The sequence below is a fragment of the Phenylobacterium sp. genome (assembly GCF_036501465.1).
Lineage (GTDB): Bacteria > Pseudomonadota > Alphaproteobacteria > Caulobacterales > Caulobacteraceae > Phenylobacterium.
Genome location: NZ_DASYAF010000078.1, coordinates 1 through 23,513, shown reverse-complemented (window position 1 = coordinate 23,513; position 23,513 = coordinate 1). Strand labels below are relative to the sequence as shown.

At 69.9% G+C, this 23,513-nt stretch carries 27 protein-coding genes and 1 pseudogene; 14 read left to right on the top strand and 14 right to left on the bottom strand.

What is annotated here, in order from left to right:
- Nucleotides 1-24: 24 nt before the first annotated feature.
- The 4 genes and pseudogenes from obgE to rplU form a co-directional block, all read right to left on the bottom strand.
- Nucleotides 25-1,071 carry a GTPase ObgE gene (gene obgE, locus VGL85_RS08720; RefSeq protein ID WP_331588128.1) on the bottom strand — a complete coding sequence of 349 codons (1,047 nt, stop codon included), beginning with the start codon at nucleotides 1,069-1,071 and terminating at the stop codon, nucleotides 25-27.
- A 134-nt stretch (nucleotides 1,072-1,205) separates the two neighbouring features.
- On the bottom strand, nucleotides 1,206-1,727 hold the full coding sequence (locus VGL85_RS08715; RefSeq protein ID WP_331588126.1) for a GNAT family N-acetyltransferase: 522 nt from the start codon (nucleotides 1,725-1,727) through the stop codon (nucleotides 1,206-1,208).
- Between the two features lie 139 nt (nucleotides 1,728-1,866).
- Entirely contained in the window at nucleotides 1,867-2,139 is a 273-nt protein-coding gene (rpmA, locus tag VGL85_RS08710; protein ID WP_331588124.1) for a 50S ribosomal protein L27, read from the bottom strand.
- A 211-nt stretch (nucleotides 2,140-2,350) separates the two neighbouring features.
- A pseudogene (gene rplU, locus VGL85_RS08705) lies at nucleotides 2,351-2,842 on the bottom strand (50S ribosomal protein L21); the annotation flags it as partial.
- A gap of 168 nt (nucleotides 2,843-3,010) precedes the next feature.
- On the opposite strand from rplU, the gene VGL85_RS08700 reads away from it, so the two are divergent.
- A complete protein-coding gene (locus tag VGL85_RS08700; protein WP_331588122.1) occupies nucleotides 3,011-3,334 on the top strand; it encodes a hypothetical protein in 324 nt (107 codons plus the stop codon).
- Here the strand turns inward: VGL85_RS08700 and VGL85_RS08695 are convergent.
- Nucleotides 3,300-4,172, bottom strand: coding sequence for a PEPxxWA-CTERM sorting domain-containing protein (locus VGL85_RS08695; protein ID WP_331588120.1), 873 nt, complete (start codon nucleotides 4,170-4,172; stop codon nucleotides 3,300-3,302). The genes VGL85_RS08700 and VGL85_RS08695 overlap by 35 nt on opposite strands.
- A 563-nt stretch (nucleotides 4,173-4,735) precedes the next feature.
- Between VGL85_RS08695 and VGL85_RS08690 the strand changes: the two genes are divergently transcribed.
- Both VGL85_RS08690 and VGL85_RS08685 read left to right on the top strand, forming a co-directional pair.
- Nucleotides 4,736-5,857 (top strand): hypothetical protein, encoded by a 1,122-nt coding sequence (locus tag VGL85_RS08690; RefSeq protein WP_331588118.1) that lies wholly within the window; start codon nucleotides 4,736-4,738, stop codon nucleotides 5,855-5,857.
- Nucleotides 5,858-6,001: 144 nt separating this feature from the next.
- Entirely contained in the window at nucleotides 6,002-6,790 is a 789-nt protein-coding gene (locus VGL85_RS08685) for a hypothetical protein (RefSeq protein ID WP_331588116.1), read from the top strand.
- Nucleotides 6,791-6,805: 15 nt separating this feature from the next.
- On the opposite strand, the gene VGL85_RS08680 is transcribed toward VGL85_RS08685, so the two are convergent.
- Nucleotides 6,806-7,312 carry a nuclear transport factor 2 family protein gene (locus tag VGL85_RS08680; RefSeq protein WP_331588114.1) on the bottom strand — a complete coding sequence of 169 codons (507 nt, stop codon included), beginning with the start codon at nucleotides 7,310-7,312 and terminating at the stop codon, nucleotides 6,806-6,808.
- Between the two features lie 68 nt (nucleotides 7,313-7,380).
- On the opposite strand from VGL85_RS08680, the gene VGL85_RS08675 reads away from it, so the two are divergent.
- Nucleotides 7,381-8,817 carry a M28 family metallopeptidase gene (locus VGL85_RS08675; protein ID WP_331588112.1) on the top strand — a complete coding sequence of 479 codons (1,437 nt, stop codon included), beginning with the start codon at nucleotides 7,381-7,383 and terminating at the stop codon, nucleotides 8,815-8,817.
- A 24-nt stretch (nucleotides 8,818-8,841) separates the two neighbouring features.
- Here VGL85_RS08675 and VGL85_RS08670 read toward each other — a convergent pair whose 3' ends face one another.
- Nucleotides 8,842-9,078, bottom strand: coding sequence for a hypothetical protein (locus tag VGL85_RS08670; RefSeq protein WP_331588110.1), 237 nt, complete (start codon nucleotides 9,076-9,078; stop codon nucleotides 8,842-8,844).
- Between the two features lie 172 nt (nucleotides 9,079-9,250).
- Between VGL85_RS08670 and VGL85_RS08665 the strand changes: the two genes are divergently transcribed.
- The 8 genes from VGL85_RS08665 (at nucleotide 9,251) to VGL85_RS08630 (ending at nucleotide 16,172) form a co-directional block, all read left to right on the top strand.
- The gene (locus tag VGL85_RS08665; protein ID WP_331588108.1) at nucleotides 9,251-9,841 is read left to right on the top strand and encodes a surface-adhesin E family protein; all 591 of its coding nucleotides are present in this window, start codon (nucleotides 9,251-9,253) and stop codon (nucleotides 9,839-9,841) included.
- Between the two features lie 24 nt (nucleotides 9,842-9,865).
- Nucleotides 9,866-10,330, top strand: a complete 465-nt coding sequence (gene rlmH / locus VGL85_RS08660) for a 23S rRNA (pseudouridine(1915)-N(3))-methyltransferase RlmH (RefSeq protein WP_331588106.1) — start codon at nucleotides 9,866-9,868, stop codon at nucleotides 10,328-10,330.
- Nucleotides 10,331-11,197, top strand: coding sequence for a murein hydrolase activator EnvC family protein (locus tag VGL85_RS08655; RefSeq protein ID WP_331588104.1), 867 nt, complete (start codon nucleotides 10,331-10,333; stop codon nucleotides 11,195-11,197). It abuts the gene before it with no gap.
- Between the two features lie 101 nt (nucleotides 11,198-11,298).
- A complete protein-coding gene (locus tag VGL85_RS08650; protein ID WP_331588102.1) occupies nucleotides 11,299-12,687 on the top strand; it encodes a S41 family peptidase in 1,389 nt (462 codons plus the stop codon).
- Nucleotides 12,688-12,850: 163 nt separating this feature from the next.
- Nucleotides 12,851-13,615 carry a PEPxxWA-CTERM sorting domain-containing protein gene (locus VGL85_RS08645; protein WP_331588099.1) on the top strand — a complete coding sequence of 255 codons (765 nt, stop codon included), beginning with the start codon at nucleotides 12,851-12,853 and terminating at the stop codon, nucleotides 13,613-13,615.
- Nucleotides 13,616-13,715: 100 nt separating this feature from the next.
- The gene (locus VGL85_RS08640) at nucleotides 13,716-14,849 is read left to right on the top strand and encodes a divergent polysaccharide deacetylase family protein (RefSeq protein WP_331588097.1); all 1,134 of its coding nucleotides are present in this window, start codon (nucleotides 13,716-13,718) and stop codon (nucleotides 14,847-14,849) included.
- Between the two features lie 20 nt (nucleotides 14,850-14,869).
- The gene (locus tag VGL85_RS08635) at nucleotides 14,870-15,385 is read left to right on the top strand and encodes an RNA pyrophosphohydrolase (protein WP_331588095.1); all 516 of its coding nucleotides are present in this window, start codon (nucleotides 14,870-14,872) and stop codon (nucleotides 15,383-15,385) included.
- 22 nt (nucleotides 15,386-15,407) lie between these two features.
- Entirely contained in the window at nucleotides 15,408-16,172 is a 765-nt protein-coding gene (locus VGL85_RS08630) for an alpha/beta hydrolase (RefSeq protein WP_331588093.1), read from the top strand.
- Here the strand turns inward: VGL85_RS08630 and VGL85_RS08625 are convergent.
- The 7 genes from VGL85_RS08625 to VGL85_RS08595 form a co-directional block, all read right to left on the bottom strand.
- On the bottom strand, nucleotides 16,156-16,404 hold the full coding sequence (locus tag VGL85_RS08625; protein ID WP_331588091.1) for a CBU_0592 family membrane protein: 249 nt from the start codon (nucleotides 16,402-16,404) through the stop codon (nucleotides 16,156-16,158). The genes VGL85_RS08630 and VGL85_RS08625 overlap by 17 nt on opposite strands.
- Complete coding sequence (locus VGL85_RS08620) at nucleotides 16,401-17,147, bottom strand: hypothetical protein (RefSeq protein ID WP_331588089.1); 747 nt, start codon at nucleotides 17,145-17,147, stop codon at nucleotides 16,401-16,403. The genes VGL85_RS08625 and VGL85_RS08620 overlap by 4 nt, the downstream gene beginning before the upstream one ends.
- A 90-nt stretch (nucleotides 17,148-17,237) precedes the next feature.
- The gene (locus VGL85_RS08615; protein ID WP_331588087.1) at nucleotides 17,238-17,501 is read right to left on the bottom strand and encodes an ATP synthase F1 subunit epsilon; all 264 of its coding nucleotides are present in this window, start codon (nucleotides 17,499-17,501) and stop codon (nucleotides 17,238-17,240) included.
- Between the two features lie 6 nt (nucleotides 17,502-17,507).
- On the bottom strand, nucleotides 17,508-19,058 hold the full coding sequence (atpD, locus tag VGL85_RS08610; RefSeq protein WP_331588085.1) for a F0F1 ATP synthase subunit beta: 1,551 nt from the start codon (nucleotides 19,056-19,058) through the stop codon (nucleotides 17,508-17,510).
- Nucleotides 19,059-19,077: 19 nt separating this feature from the next.
- Nucleotides 19,078-19,950: a F0F1 ATP synthase subunit gamma gene (locus VGL85_RS08605; protein ID WP_331588083.1), complete on the bottom strand. Its 873-nt coding sequence runs from the start codon at nucleotides 19,948-19,950 to the stop codon at nucleotides 19,078-19,080.
- A 166-nt stretch (nucleotides 19,951-20,116) separates the two neighbouring features.
- Nucleotides 20,117-21,646 (bottom strand): F0F1 ATP synthase subunit alpha, encoded by a 1,530-nt coding sequence (gene atpA / locus VGL85_RS08600; protein ID WP_331588080.1) that lies wholly within the window; start codon nucleotides 21,644-21,646, stop codon nucleotides 20,117-20,119.
- Nucleotides 21,647-21,651: 5 nt separating this feature from the next.
- Entirely contained in the window at nucleotides 21,652-22,206 is a 555-nt protein-coding gene (locus VGL85_RS08595; RefSeq protein ID WP_331588078.1) for a F0F1 ATP synthase subunit delta, read from the bottom strand.
- Nucleotides 22,207-22,522: 316 nt separating this feature from the next.
- Between VGL85_RS08595 and VGL85_RS08590 the strand changes: the two genes are divergently transcribed.
- The gene (locus VGL85_RS08590) at nucleotides 22,523-22,975 is read left to right on the top strand and encodes a MarR family winged helix-turn-helix transcriptional regulator (RefSeq protein ID WP_331588075.1); all 453 of its coding nucleotides are present in this window, start codon (nucleotides 22,523-22,525) and stop codon (nucleotides 22,973-22,975) included.
- Between the two features lie 12 nt (nucleotides 22,976-22,987).
- The coding region (locus VGL85_RS08585) for a cysteine hydrolase (protein WP_331588073.1) at nucleotides 22,988-23,513 on the top strand (526 nt) is incomplete at its 3' end.

The window sequence follows — 23,513 nt, the reverse complement described above, 5'->3', positions numbered from 1 at the left end:
TCCGCTTGGCGGCGGCCAGTTCGCTCAAGGCGCCCAGCTCCCCGCCGCGGGCTCCGCCTGTTCCTCAGAGACCTCGGCCTTCCGTTCACGGACGAGCGCGAAGGCCTCGCGCAGCAGCTCGGTCACGCCTTCGCCGGAAACCCCGGAAACCAGCCGCACCTTCGCCTTGGACGCCTTCTTCAGTTCGGCGACCTTGGCCTTGCGGGTTTCGGGGTCGAGCGCATCGACCTTGGAGAGCGCCAGGATCTCGGTCTTGTCGCCGAGCTCCTCGCCGTAGGCTTCCAGCTCACGGCGCACCGTGCGCCAGGCGTCCACCACATCGTCCTGCGTCCCGTCCACCAGGTGGATCAGGGTCGCGGTGCGCTCCACATGGCCCAGGAACCGCACGCCGAGGCCCGCGCCCTCGCTGGCCCCTTCGATCAGGCCGGGGATGTCAGCCAGGATGAACCGCTCGCCTTCCGACAGGTCGACCATGCCGAGGTTGGGAGCCAGCGTCGTGAACGGATAGTCGGCGATCTTCGGCTTGGCCGCGCTGGCCGCCGCCAGGAAGGTGGACTTCCCCGCGTTGGGCAGGCCCACCAGCCCCACGTCGGCGATCAGCTTCAGGCGCAGCCAGATCCACTGCTCCTCGCCCTCCAGCCCGGGGTTGGCGTGACGTGGCGCCTGGTTCACCGGGCCTTTGAAGTAGGTGTTGCCGAAGCCGCCGTTGCCGCCCTTCAGCAGGCGCACCCGCACTCCCGCCCGGTCGAGGTCGACCAGCAGGGTCTCCTTGTCCTCGGCGAACACCTGGGTGCCCACCGGCACGCGCAGCACCGCGTCCTCGCCCGCGGCGCCATGACGGTTCTTGCCCATGCCGTGGTGGCCGGTCTCGGCCTTGAAGTGCTGGTGGTAGCGGTAGTCGGTCAGGGTGTTCAGCCCCTCGACCGCCTCGATCCAGACGTCCCCGCCCCGGCCGCCGTCGCCGCCGTCCGGGCCGCCGTACTCGATGTACTTCTCGCGCCGGAACGACACGGCGCCGCCGCCGCCGTTTCCGGAGCGGACGTAGATCTTGCACTCGTCCAGGAATTTCATGACCGGCGGCCTTTAACACGAAAACTTGGTGTCATCCCGGCTTCCGCTCGGCGGAAGGCCGGGACCCATGAATACCTGCGTGGGCGTGCATGGGTCCCGGACAAGCCGCTTCGCGTCTTTCCGGGATGACAACCCTACGCCAGCCAGACCATCAGCCGGGTCGGCACCAGTTCGCCGTCGCGGGCGGTGCAGGCGCGCATCTCCACGTCGCCCGTGTAGAGGAAGCCCGCCTTCACCAGCACCTGCCCCGAGGCCGGGTTGTCGGCGAAGTGGCCGGCGACCACGACCTTGCGGCCCCAGTCGCGCTTGGCCCACCGCAAAGCCGCCCGCGCCGCCTCGGTGGCGTAGCCGCGGCTCCAGAACGGCCGGCCGAGCGCATAGCCGATCTCGGTCCCCGAGCCGCGCTTGCGGTCGAAGCCCATCAGGCCGACCACGCCGAAGGCGCGGTGCTCGACCACGAACATCGCCTCATGCCGCCAGTCGAGGTGGCGGCACTTGCCGATCCATTCCTCGGCGTCGCCGAGACCATAGGGATGGGGCATGGAGGTGGTCATGGCGGCCACGTTGAAATCGCCGGCGATCTCGGCGATCCGCGGGGCGTCGGTGATCATCGGCCCGCGAAGGATCAGCCGTTCCGTCGAGATGACGGGGCTCACGTCAACTGCACACATTCCATACCTCCCGGCCCTTCTGGTGGGGCCCAAAACGAAAGCGGGGAGCCCGGCTGTCCGGACTCCCCGCTGGGTCGTCTTGTCCGGTTCAGCCCGTGGGCGAACCGGAGAAAGGCTGGTTCGCCTACTTGTTGGTCTTCTCGGCGGCCATCACCACGTTCACGTAGGTGCGGTTGTCCCGCTTGGTGGTGAACTGAACGGCGCCCGTGGCGGTCGCGAAGAGGGTGTGGTCGCGACCGAGGCCCACGTTGTCGCCCGGCCAGAACTTGGTGCCGCGCTGACGCACGAGGATGTTGCCGGCGAGCACCGCTTCGCCGCCGAACTTCTTCACGCCGAGGCGCTGGCCGGCGGAGTCGCGCCCGTTGCGCGAGGAGCCGCCCGATTTCTTGTGAGCCATGTCGCTCTCCTAACCGCTACCTGAGGCCGCCTTACTTGGCGGCCTTGTCCTTCTTCGGAGCCGCGGCCTTCTTCGGCGCGGCAGCCTTCTTTTCACCGGCGTCGGCCTTGGGCGCCGCGGCCTTCTTGGCCGGGGCCTTGGCCGCAGCCTTCGGGGCCGCAGCCTTCGGAGCCGCAGCCTTGGCTTCGGCCTTCGCCTCGGGGGCCGGAGCCTCGGCCTTGGCGGCCGGCTTGGCCTTCGGGGCCGGAGCAGCCTTCGGCGCGGCCTTGGCCTTGCCGGGCGCAGCGTCCGCCGCGGCCGGAGCCGCGAACTTCAGGTTGCGGGCGCGGGCGTCCAGTTCGGCCTTGGTGGTCATGTCCACCTTGCCGTCCCACTTGGTTTCCTTGCCGTCGGCGCCGGCGATGGCGGTGACGCGCAGCACCGTCTCGGTCTGGCGGTGACCGCGGGTGCGGCGGTAGCCCTGGCGGCGGATCTTCTTGAAGATCTTCACCTTCTCGCCCTTGCGGGTCTCGATCAGGGTCGCGGAGACCTTGGCGCCGGCCACGGTCGGCGCGCCGACGACGACCGCGTCGCCCTCGCCAACCATCAGCACATCGCCGAAGGCCACCTTGTCGCCCGGCTCGCCGGCCAGCTTCTCCACGACCATCACGTCGCCCGGAGAGACCCGGTACTGCTTGCCGCCGGTCTTGATCACCGCGTACATCGTTCGCGCCTTCGAAACTTAGTGTCTGTGCAAAACGGAATGCGCCCGCGAGATGGCCCGCGGGCGAGAGGGGCGGACTTATACGGATCGGACGGGCGAAGTCAACGCGGGCGCCGCCGCCATAACGCGCTATTTGGGCGCCCGGAAACCGGCGCTACCCTGGGCTGCATGGCGAATCAACCGAAGGCGGCCGGAAGCAAGGCTGAGCCCTGGCGGCTGACCGAGGCGCTGAACGCCAAGCTGGCGGACGTGAGAGACCGAGGCTTCGAGCCCCAGTGGATCGAAGCCAGCCGCGACGACCTAACCCTGCTGATCCGCGAGGGCGGCGAGGACGCGATCCGGCTGGATCCCGACCCTGCCGTGGACCGCGCCTGGTTCGGCGATGTGGAGATCCGCCACAACAGCGACCAGCCCTTCACCTGGGTCTTCGTGAAGGGCGAGGTCGCCGCCGGCGACATCAGCGCCCACGTCGTGGAGCCACCCAGGGGCTAGCGCCGGAGGCCCGTTCCCGGCGCAGGAGGCCGCCCAGGCCGCCGAAGCCCAGCACCAGCAGCGCCCAGGTGGCGGGCTCGGGCGCGGCGATGGCCGGCGCGGTCAGGGTCGCGCCCGGGTCGATCGGGGCGAGCGGCGCGGTCGTGGGGTCGGTGTCCTCGAGCGAGGTCCGGCCTTTGGGGTTCAGGCGCAGCGGCTGGACATCCGAGGGGTCGCCGGGAACACCCAGGCCCGGCATGGACGCACCGCCGCCGCCCGCGAGGCCGGCCGAGAACAGCGAGGCCTCCGGATCGAACGCCGTCCCACCGCCGGCAGCGCCCACCAGACCCGGCGGATCGATGCCGGCCGCCGCCGTCGAGGCCTGGTCGGCGGCGTCCCCGTCGAGCCGCGAGGCCTCGAACCCATCCGACCGGTTCGATCCGGCCTCTGACACCGACCACGGCCGGCCGGACGCGGGCAGGCCGGCGCCCGATCCGCCCGACGCTCCGCCGGTCAGCCATGCCGGGGGCGTCCAGCGCCCGCTGGGGGCGAAGGCCGTGAAGGGTGGGTCGTCGCTCGAGGCGTCGTGGCAGATGGGGTTCACCGCCAGCACCATCTTCGGGCTGCTCCGCCCAGCCTGCGCCGCGCTCGGGGCGCCCGCCGCTTTCGGGGCGGCGACATGGCTCAGCGTCATGACCTCCAGGTGCACGGGGATGGGGTCCTGTTGACCCACCGCGATCTGGCCGTCGGCCATGGCCCGCAGCACCTGATCCGAGGAGGCGAGGACCTGCGGGTTCCAGTTCCAGACGGCCGAGCCGGCCGTCGGATTCACCGGGCGCAGGATGAGCGCGATGGACATCGCACAACTCTCCGAGTCGCCCCCGGCGATTTCCGGCCTGGGGGCGTGACCGGAGGCGGTCACCCGTGGAGCAGCCGCTTTCAGGGGGGCGGCGCTGGCCTGAGCCGGAGGGAGGCACAGCCCCAGCGCCAGTAAGCCGAAAATGATCGTTGGACGCCGAAGCCGATCCGCACGCCGCAACAAAGGCTTCGCAGAAACCAAAACTTGATCCACCACAGCCCAGCTCCAAACCGGAACAGCACGAACTGGCTATGCGATGCAAAACAGCTATCTTAACCTTGCGTTCCTTAGCTTTGCTGTAGGTAAATATTTACGTCATATTTTCGATCTACTTCCTGACAAGATTTTGACTTTGTTCCTGCCAAGCCGCTGCTTATTGGAACCTCACGCCATGCTTGGGGGTTCTGTTTCTTTCAACAAATGACATCCGGTTCCGACGGAAAGCCCGCGTCCCGCGCGACAGGCCCGCCCTGAAGGCGGCCTTAACCGTCCTTTCGGCTTTGCGTGCGAAGTAGGACGGGCTGGGCCGCAGGGGGCGGCTCGCTTACGTCTAGGCAGATCAGGTGCCGGCCTCCAACGAACGGATCTACCGCAGCCTTCGCGGCCTGGAGAAAACGGCCTCGACCAGCCGGGTGCTGAACCTGGCTGCGCTCGCCGTGCGCCATCACGGCAACCCCGAACACTCCGCTCAGCCCATGTTCCGCAGCCATATCCTGAACGGCTCGGTGGTGCTGAAGCACCGCCTGCGCGTGGACGAGGTCGACCTGTTCGAAGGCCTTACCCGCACCGCCACCAAGCTGATCGTGCCCTTCGACAAGACCGACCTGGCGCTGGGCGGCCGCACCGTCTTCGTGGGCGAAAAGGGCTGGATCCCGATCCTCGAGGAACTGCGCGGCGGCACGGACGAGATGATGCGCGACGTGGAGGTGCTGGAAGCCCTCGACCAGCTGCCGTCGCTCGACCCCTTCCTGCTGCGCGAGCACATGAAGCGGCGCGGCTATGAGGTCAGCGCCACCCACTTCGACCTGTCGCAGGGCGACGTGGACAAGATGCAGCGCTTTGTGGGCGCCGAAATCGCCCGCCTGATCGAACTGGCCTACGGCGGCGCCGGCAGCGGCGGGGCCACCACCCGCCTGGTGGAGGCTTTGTTGTCCTCCAAGACTGACGAGCGCCTGGAGCCGTTGCGTCTCACCCTCCAGCTCGAGGGCGAAAGCTATCGGGAGGGCATCTTCAGCTGGAAGGGCTTCCTCTATTACAAGTGGTCGCTGAACACCCTTTGGCCCAAGCTCAAGGAAGTGCTCATCGAGATCATGAAGCTGCGGGTCATCGGCCCGCGCGACCGTGACCTGATGGTGCTGATCGACGAGACCAAGCTGCGCCTGCGCGGCGCCATGGAGGGGCAGGTCAAGTCGGTCATGGGCTACCTCAAGACCTATGACGGGGTGTTCCAGCAGCTTACCGAAGGCAATGCGGCGGCGTTCCGCGACTTCCTGCTGGCCTCGCCGGAGATGTTCATGGCGCTGGGCGAAGGCGCCGGCACGCTCAGCCATGTGGCCTCGTTCTGGCGCTACCGCTTCCCGGAGGGCAAGCCGCTGATGGCCCCGATGGGCGAGATCCTGGAGCTGTTGCAGGACTTCGAAGCCGGCCTCGGCGCCGACCAGCACCCCCTGAGCTACGCGGCCTGACGGCCGCAACAGCTTGACAGTTAAGAAGATGTGACAACCGCGACGCTAGGCGGGCGACCGCGCTTGGCGTATTCTGAGGTTGAGGGACGGCTCTGTCGGAGCTGTCGAATGCGTCGGGCTGGGGTTGTTTTCATAGGCGTCGCCATGGCGGTTGCGGGACCGCTGGGCGCGCACGCAGCGGGTGGCCTGTCGGCCGGGCTTTCGGGCGCGACTCTTGGCGCCGCCGCCTGGGCGATCACGCCGGACGACGCCGTCTGCCACACCGAGCTGGAGCTGGTCTCGCGTTCCGGCGCCATCGCGCCCATCGCCTTCGTCTCGGACGGCGACCACGTAGCCCTGCGCTTCACCAAGGCCGGCGCGCCCACCGAGGCTTTCCTGCCGATCCGCATCGACGGCAAGCCCTACGCCAACCTGGTGCAGCGCGAAGGCGACGAGGGCCTGGCGCTGATGAACCTGTCGGACGAGACGCTGAGCGCGCTGCGCCGCGGCAAGACCCTGCAGATCGCCTGGCTGTCGGACGAGGCGGTGAGCGCCAACCTGGCCGGCGCGGGCCAGGGCTTCGCCGACCTCAAGAGCTGCGGCGCCCAGGTGATGGGCCAGCGCCGCGCCCGCGACGCCCAAGCCGAGAACGATCGCCTTCGCCAACAGGCCGAGGCCCGCGCCAAGGCGGTCGCCGACGAGCAGCTGCGCGCCGCCAGGGCCCAGACCGCCACCGCCGAGGCCGAGCGCGACCGCGTGACCGCCGAAGCCCAGAAGGTGAAGGCCCAGGCCGACCAGCTCGCCGCCCAGGCCGAGGAATCGCGCCAGCGCACGCTCGCCGAACAGCAGCGCCAGCAGGCCTACTACGGCTACTATCCGCCGGCGCAGCAGGCCCAGCAGCAGCAACCACCGCCCGCGCCCTACTACTATCCGCGCTACTACTACCCGCGCTGAAGGCTCGCCTCGGGTCTATCGTCGCCCGCGCCGGCCCTGGTTCTGCCCCGGATTCTGGGGCGCGGCGTCCGGCGTCACCCGGCCGGAATGCAGGAAGGCCATCCGCCAGCCGCCGTCGCGCCAGGCGAAGGTCGCCGATTCCAGCCAGGTCACCGGCGCCATCGCGCCGCGCGTTCCCACCGCGCCGGTGTTGACCCAGGCCGCCCAGGCCTGGTCGCAGCCCAGATGGACGTCGAAGTCGTGCAGGTTCCACTCGATCTGCGTGCCGGAAGCGTGGGCCGCCTTCACCAGTTCGCCCAGCGTCAGCCCCGCGTAGCGCTTGCCGTTGTCGTAGGCGTAGAAGCCGGGCGCCTGGATCGCCCCCAGCGCGGCTAGGTCATCGCGCCGTCCGGCGTCGAACCAGGCCCTGACCGCGTTTTCCACCGCCCGTTCGGACCCCGCGGGCGCGCAGACCGGCGCGGCCCTCCCCGCGCCCGCGCCGGCGATCAAGGCCATGGCCAGTCCGACCGCGATCCACCGCATGAGCCGCTCCCCTTGCGTCAGGCCCGACGGCCAGCGAAGGTCCCGCCGCCTATTCCGGGGAGTTCGCTTTGCACCGCCTGATCATTCCTGCCCTAGCCCTTGCGCTGGCGTCCAGCGCCAGCTTCGCCGCGCCGGCCGCGCCCGCCACCGCCAAACCTCCTGAAGCCAAACCCGCGGCGGCCAGGCCGACCTCGGCCAGCCACCCGCTGCTCTCGCAGCTGGCCGCCCAGATCTCGCCGACGCGGGAGAAGGCGACGGACGCCAAGCTGGTGAGCTTCGGCACGCGCCACACGCTCTCCGACACCAAGTCCGACACCCGCGGCATCGGCGCGGCGCGGCGCTGGGTCGCCTCGGAGTTCGCGGCGATGGCCAAGGACTGCGGTGGCTGCCTGACCGTGGAGACCCCGGCCGAGACCGTCACCGGCCGGCGCGTGCCCAAGCCCACCGAGGTGATGGACGTGCTGGCGATCCAGAAGGGGACCACCGATCCGAACCGGGTGATCGTCATCTCCGGCCACATCGACAGCCGGGTGCGCGATGTGATGGACGCCACCGCCGAGGCGCCCGGCGCCAACGACGACGGCTCCGGCACGACGGCGGTGATCGAGGCCGCCCGCGTGCTGTCGAAGCACAGGTTCCCCGCCACCCTGGTGTTCGCGGTGCTGTCCGGCGAGGAGCAGGGCCTCCTGGGCGGCAAGGTGCTGGCCGACTACGCCACCAAGCAGGGCTGGCATGTGGAAGCCGACCTCAACAACGACATCGTCGGCAACTCCACCGGCCTGAACGGCGTGCATGACGCCAGCTACGCGCGGGTGTTCTCCGAGGGCGTCAAGACGGTGGAGACCGAGGCCGAGGCCGCCAAGCGACGGTCCAACGGCGGCGAGCTCGACAGCCCCTCGCGCGAGGTCGCCCGCTACATGGACGCGCTCGCCTCGGCCTATCTCGGCAAGTTCCACGTGATGATGATCTACCGTACCGACCGCTTCGGCCGTGGCGGCGACCAGAACGAGATGCTGAAGGCGGGCTTCCCCGCGATCCGGGTGACGGAGAGCCATGAGAACTACAACCACCAGCACCAGGACCTCCGAACCGAGAACGGGATCCGCTACGGCGACACCCTGGACGGGGTCGACTTCCCCTACCTGGCCAACGTCACCCGCCTGAACGTCATCACCATGGCGTCCATGGCCATGGCGCCGGCCCCACCGACCCATGTGGAGGTTTCCGGCGCGGTCACCGACGACACCACGCTGAAGTGGGACCCGGCGGCCGACGCGGCCTCGCACAAGGTCTGGTGGCGCGACACCCTGGACCCGCGCTGGCGTCACAGCCGCCCGGCCGCCGGCGACAGCGCCAAGCTGAAGGGCATCAACATCGACGACTGGTTCTTCGGCGTCAGCGCCGTGGGCGCGGGCGGCTGGGAGAGCCCGGTGGTGTTCCCGGGCCCGCAGGGCAGCTGGACGCACGAAGAACCGCCGCCCGCCCGGGCGCGGCCGGCGGGCTGATCGGCCTAGGCGGTCGCGCCGCGTCTATTGCTGGTGGTGATGGTGGTGGTGATGGACCACCGGGTGCGCCGCGTGGTGGGCGCGGTGATGGGCCATCCGATGGTGCGTCGCCCGATGATGCGTCGTGTGATGGACGACGTGATGATGGACGGCGTGATGATGGACCACGTGGTGGCGGTGGTGATGGACGGCGGCCGACGCGCCGACGGCCGAGAGCGCCAGGGCGGTGGTCGCGGCGACGGCCAGGGTGACGAGTTTCACGGGCTGATCTCCCAGTTCCGGCCCCGAATCACCCGATGCGGGACCGCCTTCAGGCTAGCCGCCGCCATGGTTGCCACAAGCTTACGAGACGCAGGCATGCGGGGCGCGGTAACCTGGGCTTGACGCTCGCGGCGCTAGGTCGGGTGCGACTGCAACGGAAGAGCCTCACGGCATGGTCCCCGCCGCGCACATCCGCCGCAACGCCGCCTGCGCCGCTTCTGGCCTGGCGTCCGCGCTGCTGGCCGCCGCCGGGGCCGCCCACGCCACCAATTTCGACGTCATCCGCGCGGACGCCGACGCGGTGGTCTTCCTCGATCCCCAGGCCGTGGAGACCGTGCCGGGGGCTGGCAAGCTGCGCCGGGCGCAGATCGTGCGCGTGCAGCGCTCGATCCTCTCCGAGGGTCCGCGCCAGCCTGGCTATGTGAGCACGCTCACCGACTACGACTGCGACCAGTGGAAATACCGCTGGCGCAGTTTCTCGGTCTATTCCCGATCCGGCCAGCGCCTGCTGCACAAGGACAACGACGACCCGGTCTGGTCCGCGGTCGCCAAGGACGTCGACGCCCGTCCCGCCGCGCGGCGGATCTGCGACGGCCAGGCGACGCTCAGCACCTACGCCGCTTCGTCGATCGGCCAGCTGGTCAGCGCCCTGATGCAGGCCTGGGACGAGGCCGAGCCCCTGCCGCCTGGGCCCGGGGCTGCGCCGGCGGCGACGCCTGCGCCGCCGCAACCGGCCAAGAAACGCCGGAAGCCGGCGCCGTGAGGCCGGCTTCGTGAGCCCGACCCCGTGAAGATCGCCATCGTCGCGGTGGGACGGCTCGCCCGCTCGCCGGAGACGGAGCTGGTCCGCACCTATGTCGAGCGGGCGACCAACGCCGGCCGCGCGCTCGGCCTGGGCCCGGTGGAGGTGATCGAGGTCGAGGCGCGGAAGCCCGGCAAGGCGGCTGAGGCCGAGGCCCTGCGCCCGCATCTCTCGGACGCCCAGGTCATCGCCTGCGACGAACATGGCCAGGCGCGGCCCTCGCGCGCCTTCGCCACGGAGATCGCCGCCTTGCGCGACCGTGGCGTGCGCCGGTTGGTGTTCCTGATCGGCGGGGCGGACGGGCTCGACCCCGCCCTGCTGTCCCAGGCGAACGGCAGGCTGGCCTTCGGGCCGCAGACCTGGCCGCACGCGATGGCGCGCGCCATGCTGGCCGAACAGATCTATCGGGCGGTCACAATCCTGGCCGGATCACCCTATCATCGTGACTGAATGACCCGCGCGCTCCTCCTTCCCGCCACGCTCTGCGCGCTCGCCGCCTGCAGCGTCGCGGCCCTGGCCGCCACCGAGGAGAAGCTGGCGCGGCTGAACGTCCAGGAGACCGAACTCTCCGTCGAGCAGGCGCGCAACATGGGCCAGCTCGCCCGGCTGCTGTCGGTGCTGGAGGAGCTGAAGCGCGACCCGCCGCCCGCCCTGCTGGTCGATCCCAAGGACGCCAAGGCCGCCGTGCGCGCCGCCATCCTGGTCAAGGCCATGACGCCCGGCCTGGAGGCCCGCGCCAGCGGCTACGCCCACGAGGCCGGCGAGATGATGCGCCAGCGCCGGCTGGCCGCCGTCGAGAGCGAGGCCTTGTTCACCAACGAGAGCGAGCGCGCCGACGCCACGCCGCCGCCACGGGAGCCCACCGGGCTCAGGGGCCCGATCGCCGGGCCCGAAGCCGTCCCCGAAGCGGCCATGAGCCCGCCGCAAAGCCTCTCTATGCCCGCCACAGGCCCCATCGTGCGGCGCTTCGGGCAGGCGCTTTCGAGCGGCGGCCGGGCCAATGGCCTGACGATCGCCGCCGCGGGCGGCGCCAGGGTTACCAGCCCTGGCCAGGGCTATGTGCAATATGTCGGCCCCGTGAAAGGCTGGGGCGTCATTCTGATATTAAGGCTGGCGGGCGGATACCATTTGGTGCTTGCTGGCCTGGATCGCGCGCAGGTTTCGGTCGGGCAATCGGTCGCGGCGGGCGAGGCTGTCGGTTTCATGCCCGATGGTTCAGGATCGGGGGGCGATAAGACCGCCAGGGAACTTTACCTGGAGGTCCGGGAACAAGGCGCTCCGGTCGACCCGGCGCGCTGGCTGAATAGAGCGGGCTGAGCGTCCCTATTCCATAGGATCGCTTGCAAAGGGGCCGCGTTTTTGCAGGCGGACGCCTGTCCCGGCAAAGGGCGGGCCCGCAAGGGAGCCTTAGGCAGGCGATGAAGAAGTACCTTTTGATTGGCGTTTCGGCCTTCGTGCTTGGCGCGGGCTCCATGGCCTATGTGAGCCAGCACGCCCAGGCCGCGGCGACCCAGCCCAAGGCCAACACCTACCGGATGCTGGGCCTGTTCGGCGACGTGCTGGACATCGTCGAGCGCCAGTATGTGACGCCGGTGGACGACACCAAGCTGATCCACGCGGCGCTGGACGGCATGCTGACCTCGCTGGACCCGCACTCGAACTACCTGGACCCTGAAGGCTTCGACGACATGCGCGACCAGACGCGCGGCGAATACGGCGGCCTGGGCCTGGAGGTCACCACCGAGGACGGGGTGGTGAAGATCATCTCGCCGATCGACGACACGCCGGCCTCCCGCGCCGGCCTGAAGCCCGGCGACTACATCACCGCCGTCAACGGCGACAGCGTGCTGGGCCTTTCGGTCACCGACGCGGTCAAGCAGATGCGCGGCAAGCCGGGCGAGACGGTCACGCTGACCATCGCGCGCGAGAAGTCCGACCCCTTCGACGTCAAGCTGACGCGCGAGGTCATCAAGCAGAAGACCGCCACGGCCAAGCTGGACGGCGACTACGGCGTGCTGCGCATCTCCGGCTTCGACGAGAAGACCACCGACGAGGCCCAGGCGGCGTTCAAGGAAATCCAGGCCAAGAACCCGCACATGAAGGGCCTGATCCTCGACCTGCGGCGCAATCCCGGCGGCCTGCTCGACCAGGCGGTCGGGGTCTCCGACCTGTTCCTGGAAGGCGGCGAGATCGTCAGCCAGCGCGGCCGCGATCCGCGCGACGTGGAACGCTACAACGCCCGGCCGGGCGACATGACCAACGGCATGCCGATGGTGGTGCTGATCGACCCGGGCACGGCCTCGGCCGCCGAGATCGTCGCCGGCGCCCTGCAGGACCGCAAGCGCGCGGCCATCGTCGGCCTGACCAGCTTCGGCAAGGGCTCGGTGCAGACGGTGATCCCGCTGCGCGGCGGCCTGGACGGGGCGCTGAAGCTGACCACGGCGCGCTACTACACACCCTCGGGCCGCTCGATCCAGAAGACCGGCATCGAGCCGGACCTGGAGGTCGCCTCCACCCGCGAGGAAGCCCAGGAGATCGCCAATCGCGCCTTCGGCTTCTCCGAGGCCTCGTTCAAGAACGCGCTCAACGCCGACGAGGGCAAGGTCCGCAAGGCCGCCCACACCCCGGCCGAGGAGCCGCCGGAGGGCTTCGACGCCAAGAAGGACTTCCAGCTGGTCCGCGCCGAGGACGTGCTGAAGTACGGCTCGGTGGCCGCCACGCCGAAGCTCCCAGCGCCCACCGCTCGGCTGGCCTCGATCCTGACCAAGTCCAAGGTCGCCGAGGTCAAGACCGAACAGCCGAAGTAGGGCTTTCCGGCTCACGTCCGACCAAGCGGCCCCGCCTCGCGGCGGGGTTGCAGGCGTGCGGCGTCAAATTCGCGCACCAGGTGAAGCTTGTTGGCCTGGGGCCCGCATCCGCTGCTATTAGCGTGACCGTAAGTCGGTCACAGCCCTGGGGGAGGGCGAGTCGGTGCTGAGGGGCGTCCTTTCTGGTGCGGTGACAGGTCTGGCTGGGCTCTGCCTGGCCGCGGCCGCGCATGCGGATGTGGTCACCTTCGACGACATCGACATCGCGCCGGCGCCCTACGGCAACTTCGCCGACAACCTCTTCGACGGCGGGCTGCACTTCGCCGACCAGACGTTCGCGATCGGCACGACCTCTTTCGACCGGCCGGTGTTCACCACCACCCAGTTCATGGAAACCGGCAGCAGCGTGGTCGAGCCCCTGACCATCAGCCTGGATGACGGCGGGCTCGGCGGCGCGTTCAACCTGAACGGCTTCAGGATGGGCCTCGGCGACTGGAACGACCAGGCGATGGGCGGCTACGACCTGGTGACGATCACCGGCCAGAAGTCCGCGGACTGCGTGAATGACTGCGCCGATCCCACCGTCACGGTCCATGTGGGCTACAACTGGACGCTCTACGACCTTTCGGGCTTCACGGGCCTGTCCAGCGTCACAGTCTCCCAGCCGACCTTCATCCAGAACGGCCTGCCGGCGATCGACCCGAACACCGGCACGACAACGGACTATGGCTGGCTGGCGTTCGACGACATCAACTACGCCACCGACCCGACCGGCGGCGTCGGGCAGGCCGGTGGTCCGGCCGTGGGCGTGCAGGCCTTCCCTGGCCCGATCCCCGAACCGGCGGCCTGGGCCCTGATGATCGCGGGCTTCGGCGCGGTGGGCGCGGCCTTGCGCCGCCGCCGCGCCACAGGCCTCGCCGCGGCCTGAGCCGCCGCCTTCCGCGCTCGCCCTCAATCGTCCTGATCTGAGGCGATCTGAAGCCCTCGTTAACCATGATTTGGGAATCTCCCGGCCAGGAGACCCGATCGTGGCCAGTATCGCCCTTCCCCGCTTCTCAGCCCCGACCCTGAACCTCGCGCCTCTGCGCGCGCTGGCGGGCAGCCCGCTGATGGGCGCGGGCGCAGCGGCCCTGCTGTTCGCCGTCGCCGTCTTCGGCCTGGTGAAGACCCTGGGGCCCGCCGGCCACGACGCCAACCGCGTGCGCGCGCCGCTGCACGCCGCCCTGGTCCATGCCCCGAAGGGCTGGCGCGAGGCGCTCAGCCCGTTCCGCGGCCATCTGAGCGTCAGCCAGGACGTCATCCGGCTTTCCGATCGCCCGCTGCCGCCGCCCAGCGCCGAGGGCCCGGGGCAATCCGGCCAGGCGCTGCCGGCGCTTGCACCCGGCGCGCCCCTGCCGCCCGCACCCATCGCCGGCTTCTTCACCCCCGGCCCCGCCGGGCCGCTGCCGATCATCGCCCAGGACGGCCGCACGCCCTTCCAGGCCTACCGCCGCCCCTTCGTCCCCAACGGCCGGCCCAAGGTGGCCCTGGTGATCGGCGGCCTCGGCCTCAACGCCCACGCCACCCAGCAGGCGATCGAGACCCTGCCCGCCGAGATCACGCTGTCCTTCAGCCCCTACGCCGACGGCCTGCAGGGCTGGGTCGACATGGCCCGCGCTCACGGCCACGAGGTGCTGCTGGAGGCGCCCATGGAGCCGGTCGACTATCCGGACAACGACCCTGGCCCCTACACCCTGATGGCCGGCGCCGGCGCGCCCGACACCGTCAAGAAGCTGGAGTGGATCCTGTCGCGCGCCACCGGCTACTTCGGGGTGACCAACTACCTGGGCTCCAAGTTCATGACCTCGGACGGCGCCTATCAGAGCTTCGTCTCCAGCCTGCGCGGCCGCGGCCTGGCCTTCGTGGACGATGGCGCCGCGGCGCGCCACAACAGCGACAAGGGCGTGCCCCGCGCCTCGGCCGAGCGGGTGATCGACGACCAGCTCAATGTCAGCGCCATCGACCAGCAGTTCGTGGCGCTGGAGGCCAGCGCCCTGCAGCGCGGCCAGGCCATGGGCGCGGGCTTCGCCTATCCGGTGACCCTGCAGAAAGTCGCCCAATGGTCACGCTCGCTGAACGACCGCGGATTCCAGCTCACACCGGCCTCGGCTCTGGCGCACTGATAGGCTAGAGAGACGGGCGCATGCCCCCGGATCTCTCGCTTTACCGCCCCAATGTCGGCGTCGTCCTGTTCCACCCCGACGGACGGGTGTGGCTGGGCCGGCGCGCGGCCACGCCGGGGCCGCACAACTGGCAGTTCCCGCAAGGCGGCGTCGATCCGGGCGAGGACCTGGAGACCGCCGCGCGGCGCGAGCTGACGGAAGAGACCGGCGCCCGGCGCGCCCGCTTCCTGAAATGCACCACCGACTGGGTGGCCTATGACTTCCCGCCGGGGCACGGCGGGTCGAAGGCCCAGCGCGGCTGGAAGGGCCAGAAACAGGTCTGGTACGCCTTCCGCTTCGAGGGCGACGACGCCGAATTCGACCTCACCGCCCACGGCCCGCCGGAGTTCGACGCCTGGCGATGGGCCTATCTGGAGGAGGCGGCGCAACTCATCGTGCCGTTCAAGCGCGAGGCCTATCGGCGGGTGGTCCAGGCCTTCGGCGATCTCGCCGCCCGTCCGCAGGCCGGCTCGTCCGGGCGCACCGAGCCCGCATGACGGCCGGCTTGGCGGATCCGGCATGACCTCCATCGTGATGACGCACGGCGCCTTCTGCGGGGGCTGGTCGTTCGAGCGGTTCCGCCGGCCTTTCGAAGCGGCGGGCTACGAGACGATCGCGCCGGATCTGCGCGGCCATGCGGCGGGCGACCCGCCCGAGGCGGTGGTCGGCGCCTCGATGAGCGACTACGCCGCCGACATCGCCCGGCGCTGCGCCGAGTTCGCCGAGCCGCCGGTCCTGCTGGGCCATTCCATGGGCGGGCTGGTGGCCCTGCTGGCCGCCCGCAAGGTCGCGGTGAAAGCCCTGGTGCTGCTGGCGCCGTCGCCGCCGTGGGGGATGATGGGCTCCAGCCTGGAGGAGACCGCCACCGCCTTCGGCGTTCAGATGGCCGGCCTGTTCACCGGCGGAGCGCTCTATCCCGACCGGGGCCTGATGCGGGCCTTCAGCCTGGATCGCCTGGAGCAGGCCGATCGCGAGGCGGCCGTGGCGCTTCTGCGGCCCGAGAGCGCCGTGGCGGTGCGTGAGACGCTCAACTGGTGGCTGGACCCCTTCATGACCACCAGCCTGGGACCGGGGACGATCGGCGCGCCGGCCCTGGTGATCGCCGGCGAAGGCGACGTGGTCCACACCGCCGCCACCGCGCGTGCGGTGGCCGAGCGCATCGGCGCGGACGTCAAGGTCATGCCCGGCATGAGCCACTGGCTGGTGGGCGAGCCGGGCTGGGAGGCGGTGGCCGAGGCGGCGATCGCGTGGCTCGCGGATCAGGACCTCAGCTCCGCCGCTTGAGCGCGAGCCGGATCAGCCCGACCAGGGCCACCAGGGCCCAGGCGCCCTCCATCGCGGTGGAGGCCAGGTTGAAGGCGCCCAGCAGCAGTGAGATGAGGATCAGGCACGCGCCCAGGAAGTTGGCGGCCAGCGACCAACCCCCCTGCGGATCGAGCCGCCCGAGCGCCGCGCCGGCATAGGCTATGAGGATGATCAGGACGCCGAAGAGACCCCCGGCGTCCGTCCAGCTCACGGCAGCTTGCGTTCCTGATAGAACAGCTCGCCCGTCGAATATTTGGCGTTCAGCGAGCTGTCGTCAGGCTTCGTCCAGGTGGAGAAGTTCACCGCGATGGACGAATTCGGCTCCAGGTGCTCCCAGGACTTCCGCACGCGCTTGATGCCGTCGGGGTCGACCTCGACGTAGTTGGCCTGCAGGACCAGCTCCGGCTGGTGCAGGAACGACCAGATGTTGATCGCCTCGACGATCGGCTTGTCCTGGTTCAGCGCGTAGTGAACCTCGCCGCGGCAGACGTCCTTGTTCGCGCCCGGCGCCGACATGGAGATGTTGTAGTCGCGGCTGGTCGTGCCGAGCTGGATGGACCAGGTGCTGTCGCGGCGGTTCAGCCGGAAGCCGTTGGACTTCATCAGCTGCTCGAAGTTGCCGCCGCGGACCAGCGGCACGCAGACCTTCTCGAGGATCTGGATGATCTGGGCGCCGTCGCCGGTGGTGGGCAGGGTCGGCGGGGCCTCGGCCGCGGGCGGCGCGGCCGGCGGCGTGGCCGGCTGGGCGCTGGCGTCCGGCGCGGGCGCGGCCGGGGTCGCGGGCGGCGCAGCCGTGCTGGACGGTGGCGCGGCGGCGGTGGCGGGCGGCGCGGCCGGGGTGGCCGCCGGCGGGGCCGGCGGCGCGGGCGGCGTGGTCGCAGGCGCCGGCTGTTGGGCCTGGGCGACAGTCGCAAGGGCCGTGACAGCAAACAGACTGGCGATGGCGATACGCATCAATTCTTCCCCTGACTCATCAGCGGGCCATAAAACGGACAGAACACGCCGGAAGCAAGGCCCAGCCACGGCGAAATTACAACTATAAAATCAACCGGCCTCCACCGCGTGCTCGGCGAGCACGGTGAAGCCCTCCGGCGTCACGTCGGCGAAGCCGCCGCGCACCTGGTAGACGACGGTCCGGCCATCGTTGTGCACGGTGACAGGGCCTTCCTTCAGCGCGGTCATGAACGGCGCGTGGCCGGCCAGGACCCCGAAGCCGCCTTCGGAGCCCGGCGCGTCGACCTGGTCCACCAGGCCGGAGAACAGTTCGCGCTCCGGCGAGACCAGGGAGAAATGCAGCTTGTCGGCCATCGGTCGTTACGCTTCCGCCGCCAGCTGCTCGGCCTTGCGGACCGCGTCCTCGATGGTGCCGACGTTGTAGAAGGCGGCTTCCGGCAGGTGGTCGTACTCGCCGTCCACCACCGCCTTGAACGAGCGGATGGTGTCTTCGAGGGAAACGAAGATGCCGGGCATGTTGGTGAACTGCTCGGCCACGTGGAACGGCTGGCTGAGGAAGCGGCTGATCTTCCGCGCGCGGGCCACGGTCAGCTTGTCCTCTTCCGACAGCTCGTCCATGCCCAGGATGGCGATGATGTCCTTCAGCGCCTTGTACTGCTGCAGGGTCTCCTGCACGCGGCGGGCGACCTGGTAGTGCTCCTCGCCAATCACCAGCGGGTCCATGATCCGGCTGCTGGAGTCCAGCGGGTCCACGGCCGGGAAGATGGCCTGGGCGGCGATGTCGCGGCTGAGCACCGTCGTCGCGTCCAGGTGGGCGAAGGAGGTGGCCGGCGCCGGGTCGGTCAGGTCGTCGGCGGGCACGTAGATCGCCTGCACCGAGGTGATCGAGCCCTTGGAGGTCGAGGTGATCCGCTCCTGCAGGTTGCCCATCTCGGTGGCCAGCGTCGGCTGGTAGCCCACCGCCGAGGGGATGCGGCCCAGCAGCGCCGACACTTCCGAACCCGCCTGGGTGAAGCGGAAGATGTTGTCGATGAACAGCAGCACGTCCTTGCCCTCCTGGTCGCGGAAGTACTCCGCCTGGGCCAGGCCGGTCAGGGCCACGCGGGCGCGGGCGCCCGGGGGTTCGTTCATCTGGCCGTAGACCAGGGCGCACTTGGAGCCTTCGGTCGAGCCGTTGTTGGCCTTCGGATCGACGTTGACGTTGGACTCGATCATCTCGTGGTAGAGGTCGTTGCCCTCACGGGTCCGCTCGCCGACGCCCGCCAGCACGGAATAGCCGCCGTAGGCCTTGGCGATGTTGTTGATCAGCTCCTGCATGGTCACGGTCTTGCCGACGCCGGCGCCGCCGAACAGGCCGATCTTGCCGCCCTTGGTGTAGGGGCAGAGCAGGTCGACCACCTTGATGCCGGTGACCAGTACCTCGGCCGAGGTGGATTGCTCGGCGAAGGAGGGGGCCTCGCGGTGGATGCCGCTGGTGTGGGTGAGCGCGATCGGGCCGGCTTCGTCGATCGGGTCGCCGATCACGTTCATGATCCGGCCGAGGCAGGCCGGGCCCACCGGCACGGTGATCGGGCGGCCGACGTCGACCACCGGCTGGCCGCGGGTCAGGCCTTCGGTGGTGTCCATGGCGATGGCGCGCACGGTGTTCTCGCCCAGGTGCTGGGCGACCTCGAGCACCAGGCGGAAGGGCCGGCCGGTCCGCTGGTCGACGTTGGTGGTCTCCAGCGCGTTGAGGATCGCCGGCAGGTGGCCTTCGAACTCGACGTCGACGACGGCGCCGATGATCTGCACCAGGCGGCCGGTGGCGACGCCCTGGGTGGTCTTCGCCGCGGTCTTCGCGGCAGCCTTGGCCGGGGCCTTGGCGGCGGCCGGCTTCTTGGCGGCGGGCTTTTTGGCGGTGGTGGTGGCCATGGGTCCTGACTCTCTGGGTCTAGAGCGCTTCGGCGCCGGAGATGATCTCGATCAGCTCCTTGGTGATCTGCGCCTGGCGTGAGCGGTTGTATTGCAGGGTGAGGCTGGCGATCATGTCGCCGGCGTTGCGGGTGGCGTTGTCCATCGCCGTCATCTGCGAGGCGAAGAAGCCGGCCTGGTTCTCGAGCATGGCCGAGAAGATCTGGGTGGTGATGTTGCGCGGCAGGAGCTCGGCCAGGATGGTCTCCTCGTCCGGCTCGTACTCATAGACCGCGCCCTTCAGGTCCAGCGGCTCGCCCCCGGCCTCGATCTCCGCGGGGATCAGCTGGCGCGCCGTGGGCGTCTGGGTGACCACCGATTTGAAGGCCGAGAAGAACAGCGTGACCACGTCGACTTCGCCGGCCTCGAACATCTCGAGGATCTTGGCCGAGACCTGCTCGGCCACGGCCAGCGAGGGATTGCCGCCGGCCTCGAAGCTCGCCGTCAGCCGGTCGCCGACGATGCGGCGCAGCTGGTCGCGCGCCTTGCGGCCCACGGTCAGCACGCGGACGTCCTTGCCCTCGTCGATCAGGCGGCCGATCCGCTCGCGCGCGGCGCGCACGATGGAGGAGTTGAAGCCGCCGGCCAGGCCGCGGTCGGAGGTCGCCACCACGATCAGCTGGCGGCGGTCCGAACCCGTGCCGACCAGCAGCTTCGGCGCGCCCTCGCCCGAGACCCCGGCCGCCAGGTTGGCGATCACCGAGGCCATGCGCCGGGCATAGGGCCGCGCGTTCTGGGCGCCGTCCTGCGCGCGGCGCAGCTTGGCCGCGGCGACCATCTGCATCGCCTTGGTGATCTTCTGCGTGGCTTTCACGCTTCCGATCCGGCTGCGCATCTCCTTGAGGCTGGCCATCGCCGACTAAGCCCCCGAAACAGAAAGAACGATCGTCATCCCCGGGCTTGTCCCGGCCATCCATACGCATCGGGCATCGAGGCCGCGTCTGGAACACCAGCGCGTATGGGTCCCCGGGACAAGCCCGGGGACGACGTTGTGAGAAAAGGGCGATCCCATCGCGAACCTAGGCGAAGGTTTCGGCGAAGCCGGCCAGGACGGACTTCAGCTCGTCTTCGACGCTCTTGATGTCCTTCTCGGTGCGGATCGTATCCAGCAGCTTCTGGTGCTTGGCGTGCAGGTGGCCCAGCAGCTCGCTCTCGAAGCGGCGCACATTGGCGGTGGGCACCTTGTCGAGGTAGCCGCGGGTGCCGGCGTAGACCACCGCCACCTGCTCCTCAACCGCCAGCGGCGAATACTGCGGCTGCTTGAGCAGCTCGGTCAGGCGCTCGCCGCGCGCCAGCTGGCGCTGGGTGGTGGCGTCGAGGTCGGAGCCGAACTTCGCGAAGGCCGCCATTTCCCGGTACTGGGCGAGCTCGCCCTTGATCGGGCCGGACGCGGTCTTCATGGCCTTGATCTGGGCCGAGGAGCCCACCCGGCTCACGCTGATGCCGACGTTCACCGCCGGGCGGATGCCCTGGAAGAACAGGTCGGTCTCCAGGAAGATCTGGCCGTCGGTGATCGAGATCACATTGGTCGGGATGTAGGCCGAGACGTCGTTGGCCTGGGTCTCGATGACCGGCAGCGCCGTCAGCGAGCCCTTGCCGTTGTCGTCGTTCAGCTTGGCCGCGCGCTCCAGCAGGCGGGAGTGCAGGTAGAAGACGTCGCCCGGATAGGCTTCGCGGCCCGGCGGGCGGCGCAGCAAGAGCGACATCTGCCGATAGGCGACGGCCTGCTTGCTGAGGTCGTCATAGATGATCACGGCGTGCATGCCGTTGTCGCGGAACCACTCGCCCATGGCGCAGCCGGCGAACGGCGCCAGGAACTGCAGCGGGGCCGGCTCCGACGCCGTCGCGGAGACGACGATGGTGTAGTCCAGCGCGCCGCGCTCCTCGAGCGTCTTGACGATCTGGGCGACGGTCGAGCGCTTCTGGCCGATGGCGACGTAGATGCAATAGAGCTTGGAGCCCTCGTCGCCCGTGGCGTTCACCGACTTCTGGTTCAGGATGGTGTCGATCGCCACCGCGGTCTTGCCGGTCTGGCGGTCGCCGATGATCAGCTCGCGCTGGCCGCGGCCGATCGGGATCAGGGTGTCGATGGCCTTCAGGCCCGTCTGCACCGGCTCGTGCACCGACTTGCGCGGGATGATGCCCGGGGCCTTCACGTCCACGCGGCGGCGCTCGGTGGCCTTGATCGGGCCCTTGCCGTCGATCGGCTCGCCCAGCGGGTTCACCACCCGGCCCAGCAGGCCCTTGCCCACCGGCACGTCGACGATCTCGCCCAGGCGGCGCACGTCGTCGCCCTCGGCGATGGCCTGGTCCTGGCCGAAGATCACCACGCCCACGTTGTCACGCTCGAGGTTCAGGGCCATGCCCTTCACACCGGCCTTGGGGAATTCGACCATCTCGCCGGCCTGGACGTTGTCGAGGCCGAACACGCGGGCGATGCCGTCGCCGACGCTCAGCACCTGGCCGACGTCGGAGACGTCGGCGTCGGCGCCGAAGTTGGCGATCTGCGACTTGAGGATGGCCGAGATTTCGGCGGCGCGGATATCCATGGATCTTACGCTCTCTTGAGGGCGAATTTCAGGGAGTCGAGCTTCGACTTGAGCGAGGCGTCGAACAGACGGGAGCCGACCTGCACCTTGATGCCGCCGAGGATGGCGGGATCGACGCGGGTGGCGATTTCAGGGTCCTTGCCGAGCGCCTGGCGCAGCGCGGCGGCGACGCCCTTGGCCTGTGCGGCGGACAGGGGAACGGCGGTGGTCACCTGGGCGGAGATCGCGCCGCGGGCCCTGGCGGCCAGGGCCTCGAAACCGGCGATGGCGCCGGCGAGTTCGGCGGCGCGGCCGTTGGCGGCCAGCAGGCCCAGGAACTTCGTCGTGGTGGCGTTGAACTTCGCCTTCCTGGCGATGGCGGTCAGCGCGGCGCCCTTCTCCTCGGCGGAGAACTTCGGCGAGGCCAGCAGCACCCGCAGGTCGCGGCTGTCGGCGATCGCCGCCTTGAGGGATTTCAGGTCGGCCTCCGCGGCCGCCACCTGCTTCTGTTCGTTCGCCAGATCGAACAGGGCCTGGGCGTAGCGCCCACCCACATTCGAGACCTTGGAATCGTCCGCCACTTAATGTCCGCCCGGTGCGTCTTGAACGCCGCCGCGGAAGGCTCCGCCGACAGCTTAAAGGCTTGAAAGCGCTTGGAAAAGCACATCGGGCGCAAGGGTCTGGACGACCCCTCTCCCAAAGCCGCGCGCCTGATAGCACGCGCCCTCCCGCGCCGCAACATGGCCCAGGCGCGTCCAACCCGATGAATAGTCACGGGCTTTGGGAGTTTCGCCCTCGGCCCGGCGACCTGGCCTTGATTTTTCAGGACAAAGACGCGACCTGAGATGCAGGTATACAGTTGACCTTTGCAGTTCAGCTTCATATTTTTCCCGGCGAATGCCCCCCGCGCGCCAACCTTCCGCATCGTCCACGGCCCCCGGCCTGGCGCAGGACCTGCGCGCCTTTTCCGGCAAGCTGCGGCGCAGGCTCCGAGCCCAGGCCGACGCGGGCGACCTGACCCCCTCGCAGACCGCGGCTCTGCTGCGCCTGGAAAGCGATGGCCCGGCCACGACCTCGGCGCTCGCCCGGGCGGAAGGCATGCGGCCGCAGTCGATGGGCGCGGTGGTCTCGGCGCTGGCGGCGGGCGGCCTGGTGACCGGGACGCCGGATCCGGCCGACGGGCGCCAGACCCTGCTGTCGCTCACCGACGCCTGCCGCGAGTGGCTCAGCCTCGGCCGCGCCGCCCGGCAGGATTGGCTGTCGCGCATCATCGAGGACCAGCTCTCGCCGCAGGAGCAGGCCCAGCTCGCCGCGGCCATGCCGCTGCTGCGACGCCTGACCCGTGAGTAAGTGGAGTCCCGAATGCCCGTGACCGCGCTCGACCCCAGGTCCGCCCTGATCGTCATCGACCTGCAGAAGGGGCTGGCGGCGATGGTCCCGGCCGCGACCTTCGCACCGGTGGTGGCCAAGAGCCGCGCCCTGGCCGACGCCTTCCGCGCCCGGCGCCTGCCGGTGGTGCTGGTCACCGCCGACGGGACCGCGCCCGGCCGCGCCGAGCAGTCGCGCAGCCTCGGAAACCTGCCGCCCGGCTTCGCCGAGGTGGTGGACGAGATGGCCCCGCAGGCGAGCGACATCCTGGTGCGCAAGCAGACCTGGGGCGTCTTCGCCAGCACGGACCTCGAGGCGCGGTTGAAGGGGATGGGCGTCACCCAGGTCGTGGTCACCGGCGTCGCCACCTCGGCCGGCGTCGAATCCACCGCGCGGCTGGCCTATGAGGCGGGATTCAACGTCACCATCCCCGTCGACGCCGTGGCCGACCTGCGCGCCGAGGCGCACGAGCGCGGCCTTGCACTGATCTTCCCGCGCCTGGGGGAAACCGGCTCGACGG

Bases quoted from the DNA above. Each gene is read 5' to 3' on its own strand.
- obgE (WP_331588128.1), bottom strand. From the start codon at position 1,071: ATGAAATTCCTGGACGAGTGCAAGATCTACGTCCGCTCCGGAAACGGC.
- rpmA (WP_331588124.1), bottom strand. From the start codon at position 2,139: ATGGCTCACAAGAAATCGGGCGGCTCCTCGCGCAACGGGCGCGACTCC.
- VGL85_RS08700 (WP_331588122.1), top strand. From the start codon at position 3,011: ATGGCGAATCAACCGAAGGCGGCCGGAAGCAAGGCTGAGCCCTGGCGG.
- VGL85_RS08695 (WP_331588120.1), bottom strand. From the start codon at position 4,172: ATGTCCATCGCGCTCATCCTGCGCCCGGTGAATCCGACGGCCGGCTCG.
- VGL85_RS08685 (WP_331588116.1), top strand. From the start codon at position 6,002: ATGGCGGTTGCGGGACCGCTGGGCGCGCACGCAGCGGGTGGCCTGTCG.
- VGL85_RS08680 (WP_331588114.1), bottom strand. From the start codon at position 7,312: ATGCGGTGGATCGCGGTCGGACTGGCCATGGCCTTGATCGCCGGCGCG.
- VGL85_RS08665 (WP_331588108.1), top strand. From the start codon at position 9,251: ATGGTCCCCGCCGCGCACATCCGCCGCAACGCCGCCTGCGCCGCTTCT.
- VGL85_RS08655 (WP_331588104.1), top strand. From the start codon at position 10,331: ATGACCCGCGCGCTCCTCCTTCCCGCCACGCTCTGCGCGCTCGCCGCC.
- VGL85_RS08650 (WP_331588102.1), top strand. From the start codon at position 11,299: ATGAAGAAGTACCTTTTGATTGGCGTTTCGGCCTTCGTGCTTGGCGCG.
- VGL85_RS08635 (WP_331588095.1), top strand. From the start codon at position 14,870: ATGCCCCCGGATCTCTCGCTTTACCGCCCCAATGTCGGCGTCGTCCTG.
- VGL85_RS08630 (WP_331588093.1), top strand. From the start codon at position 15,408: ATGACCTCCATCGTGATGACGCACGGCGCCTTCTGCGGGGGCTGGTCG.
- VGL85_RS08620 (WP_331588089.1), bottom strand. From the start codon at position 17,147: ATGCGTATCGCCATCGCCAGTCTGTTTGCTGTCACGGCCCTTGCGACT.
- VGL85_RS08615 (WP_331588087.1), bottom strand. From the start codon at position 17,501: ATGGCCGACAAGCTGCATTTCTCCCTGGTCTCGCCGGAGCGCGAACTG.
- atpD (WP_331588085.1), bottom strand. From the start codon at position 19,058: ATGGCCACCACCACCGCCAAAAAGCCCGCCGCCAAGAAGCCGGCCGCC.
- VGL85_RS08605 (WP_331588083.1), bottom strand. From the start codon at position 19,950: ATGGCCAGCCTCAAGGAGATGCGCAGCCGGATCGGAAGCGTGAAAGCC.
- atpA (WP_331588080.1), bottom strand. From the start codon at position 21,646: ATGGATATCCGCGCCGCCGAAATCTCGGCCATCCTCAAGTCGCAGATC.
- VGL85_RS08590 (WP_331588075.1), top strand. From the start codon at position 22,523: ATGCCCCCCGCGCGCCAACCTTCCGCATCGTCCACGGCCCCCGGCCTG.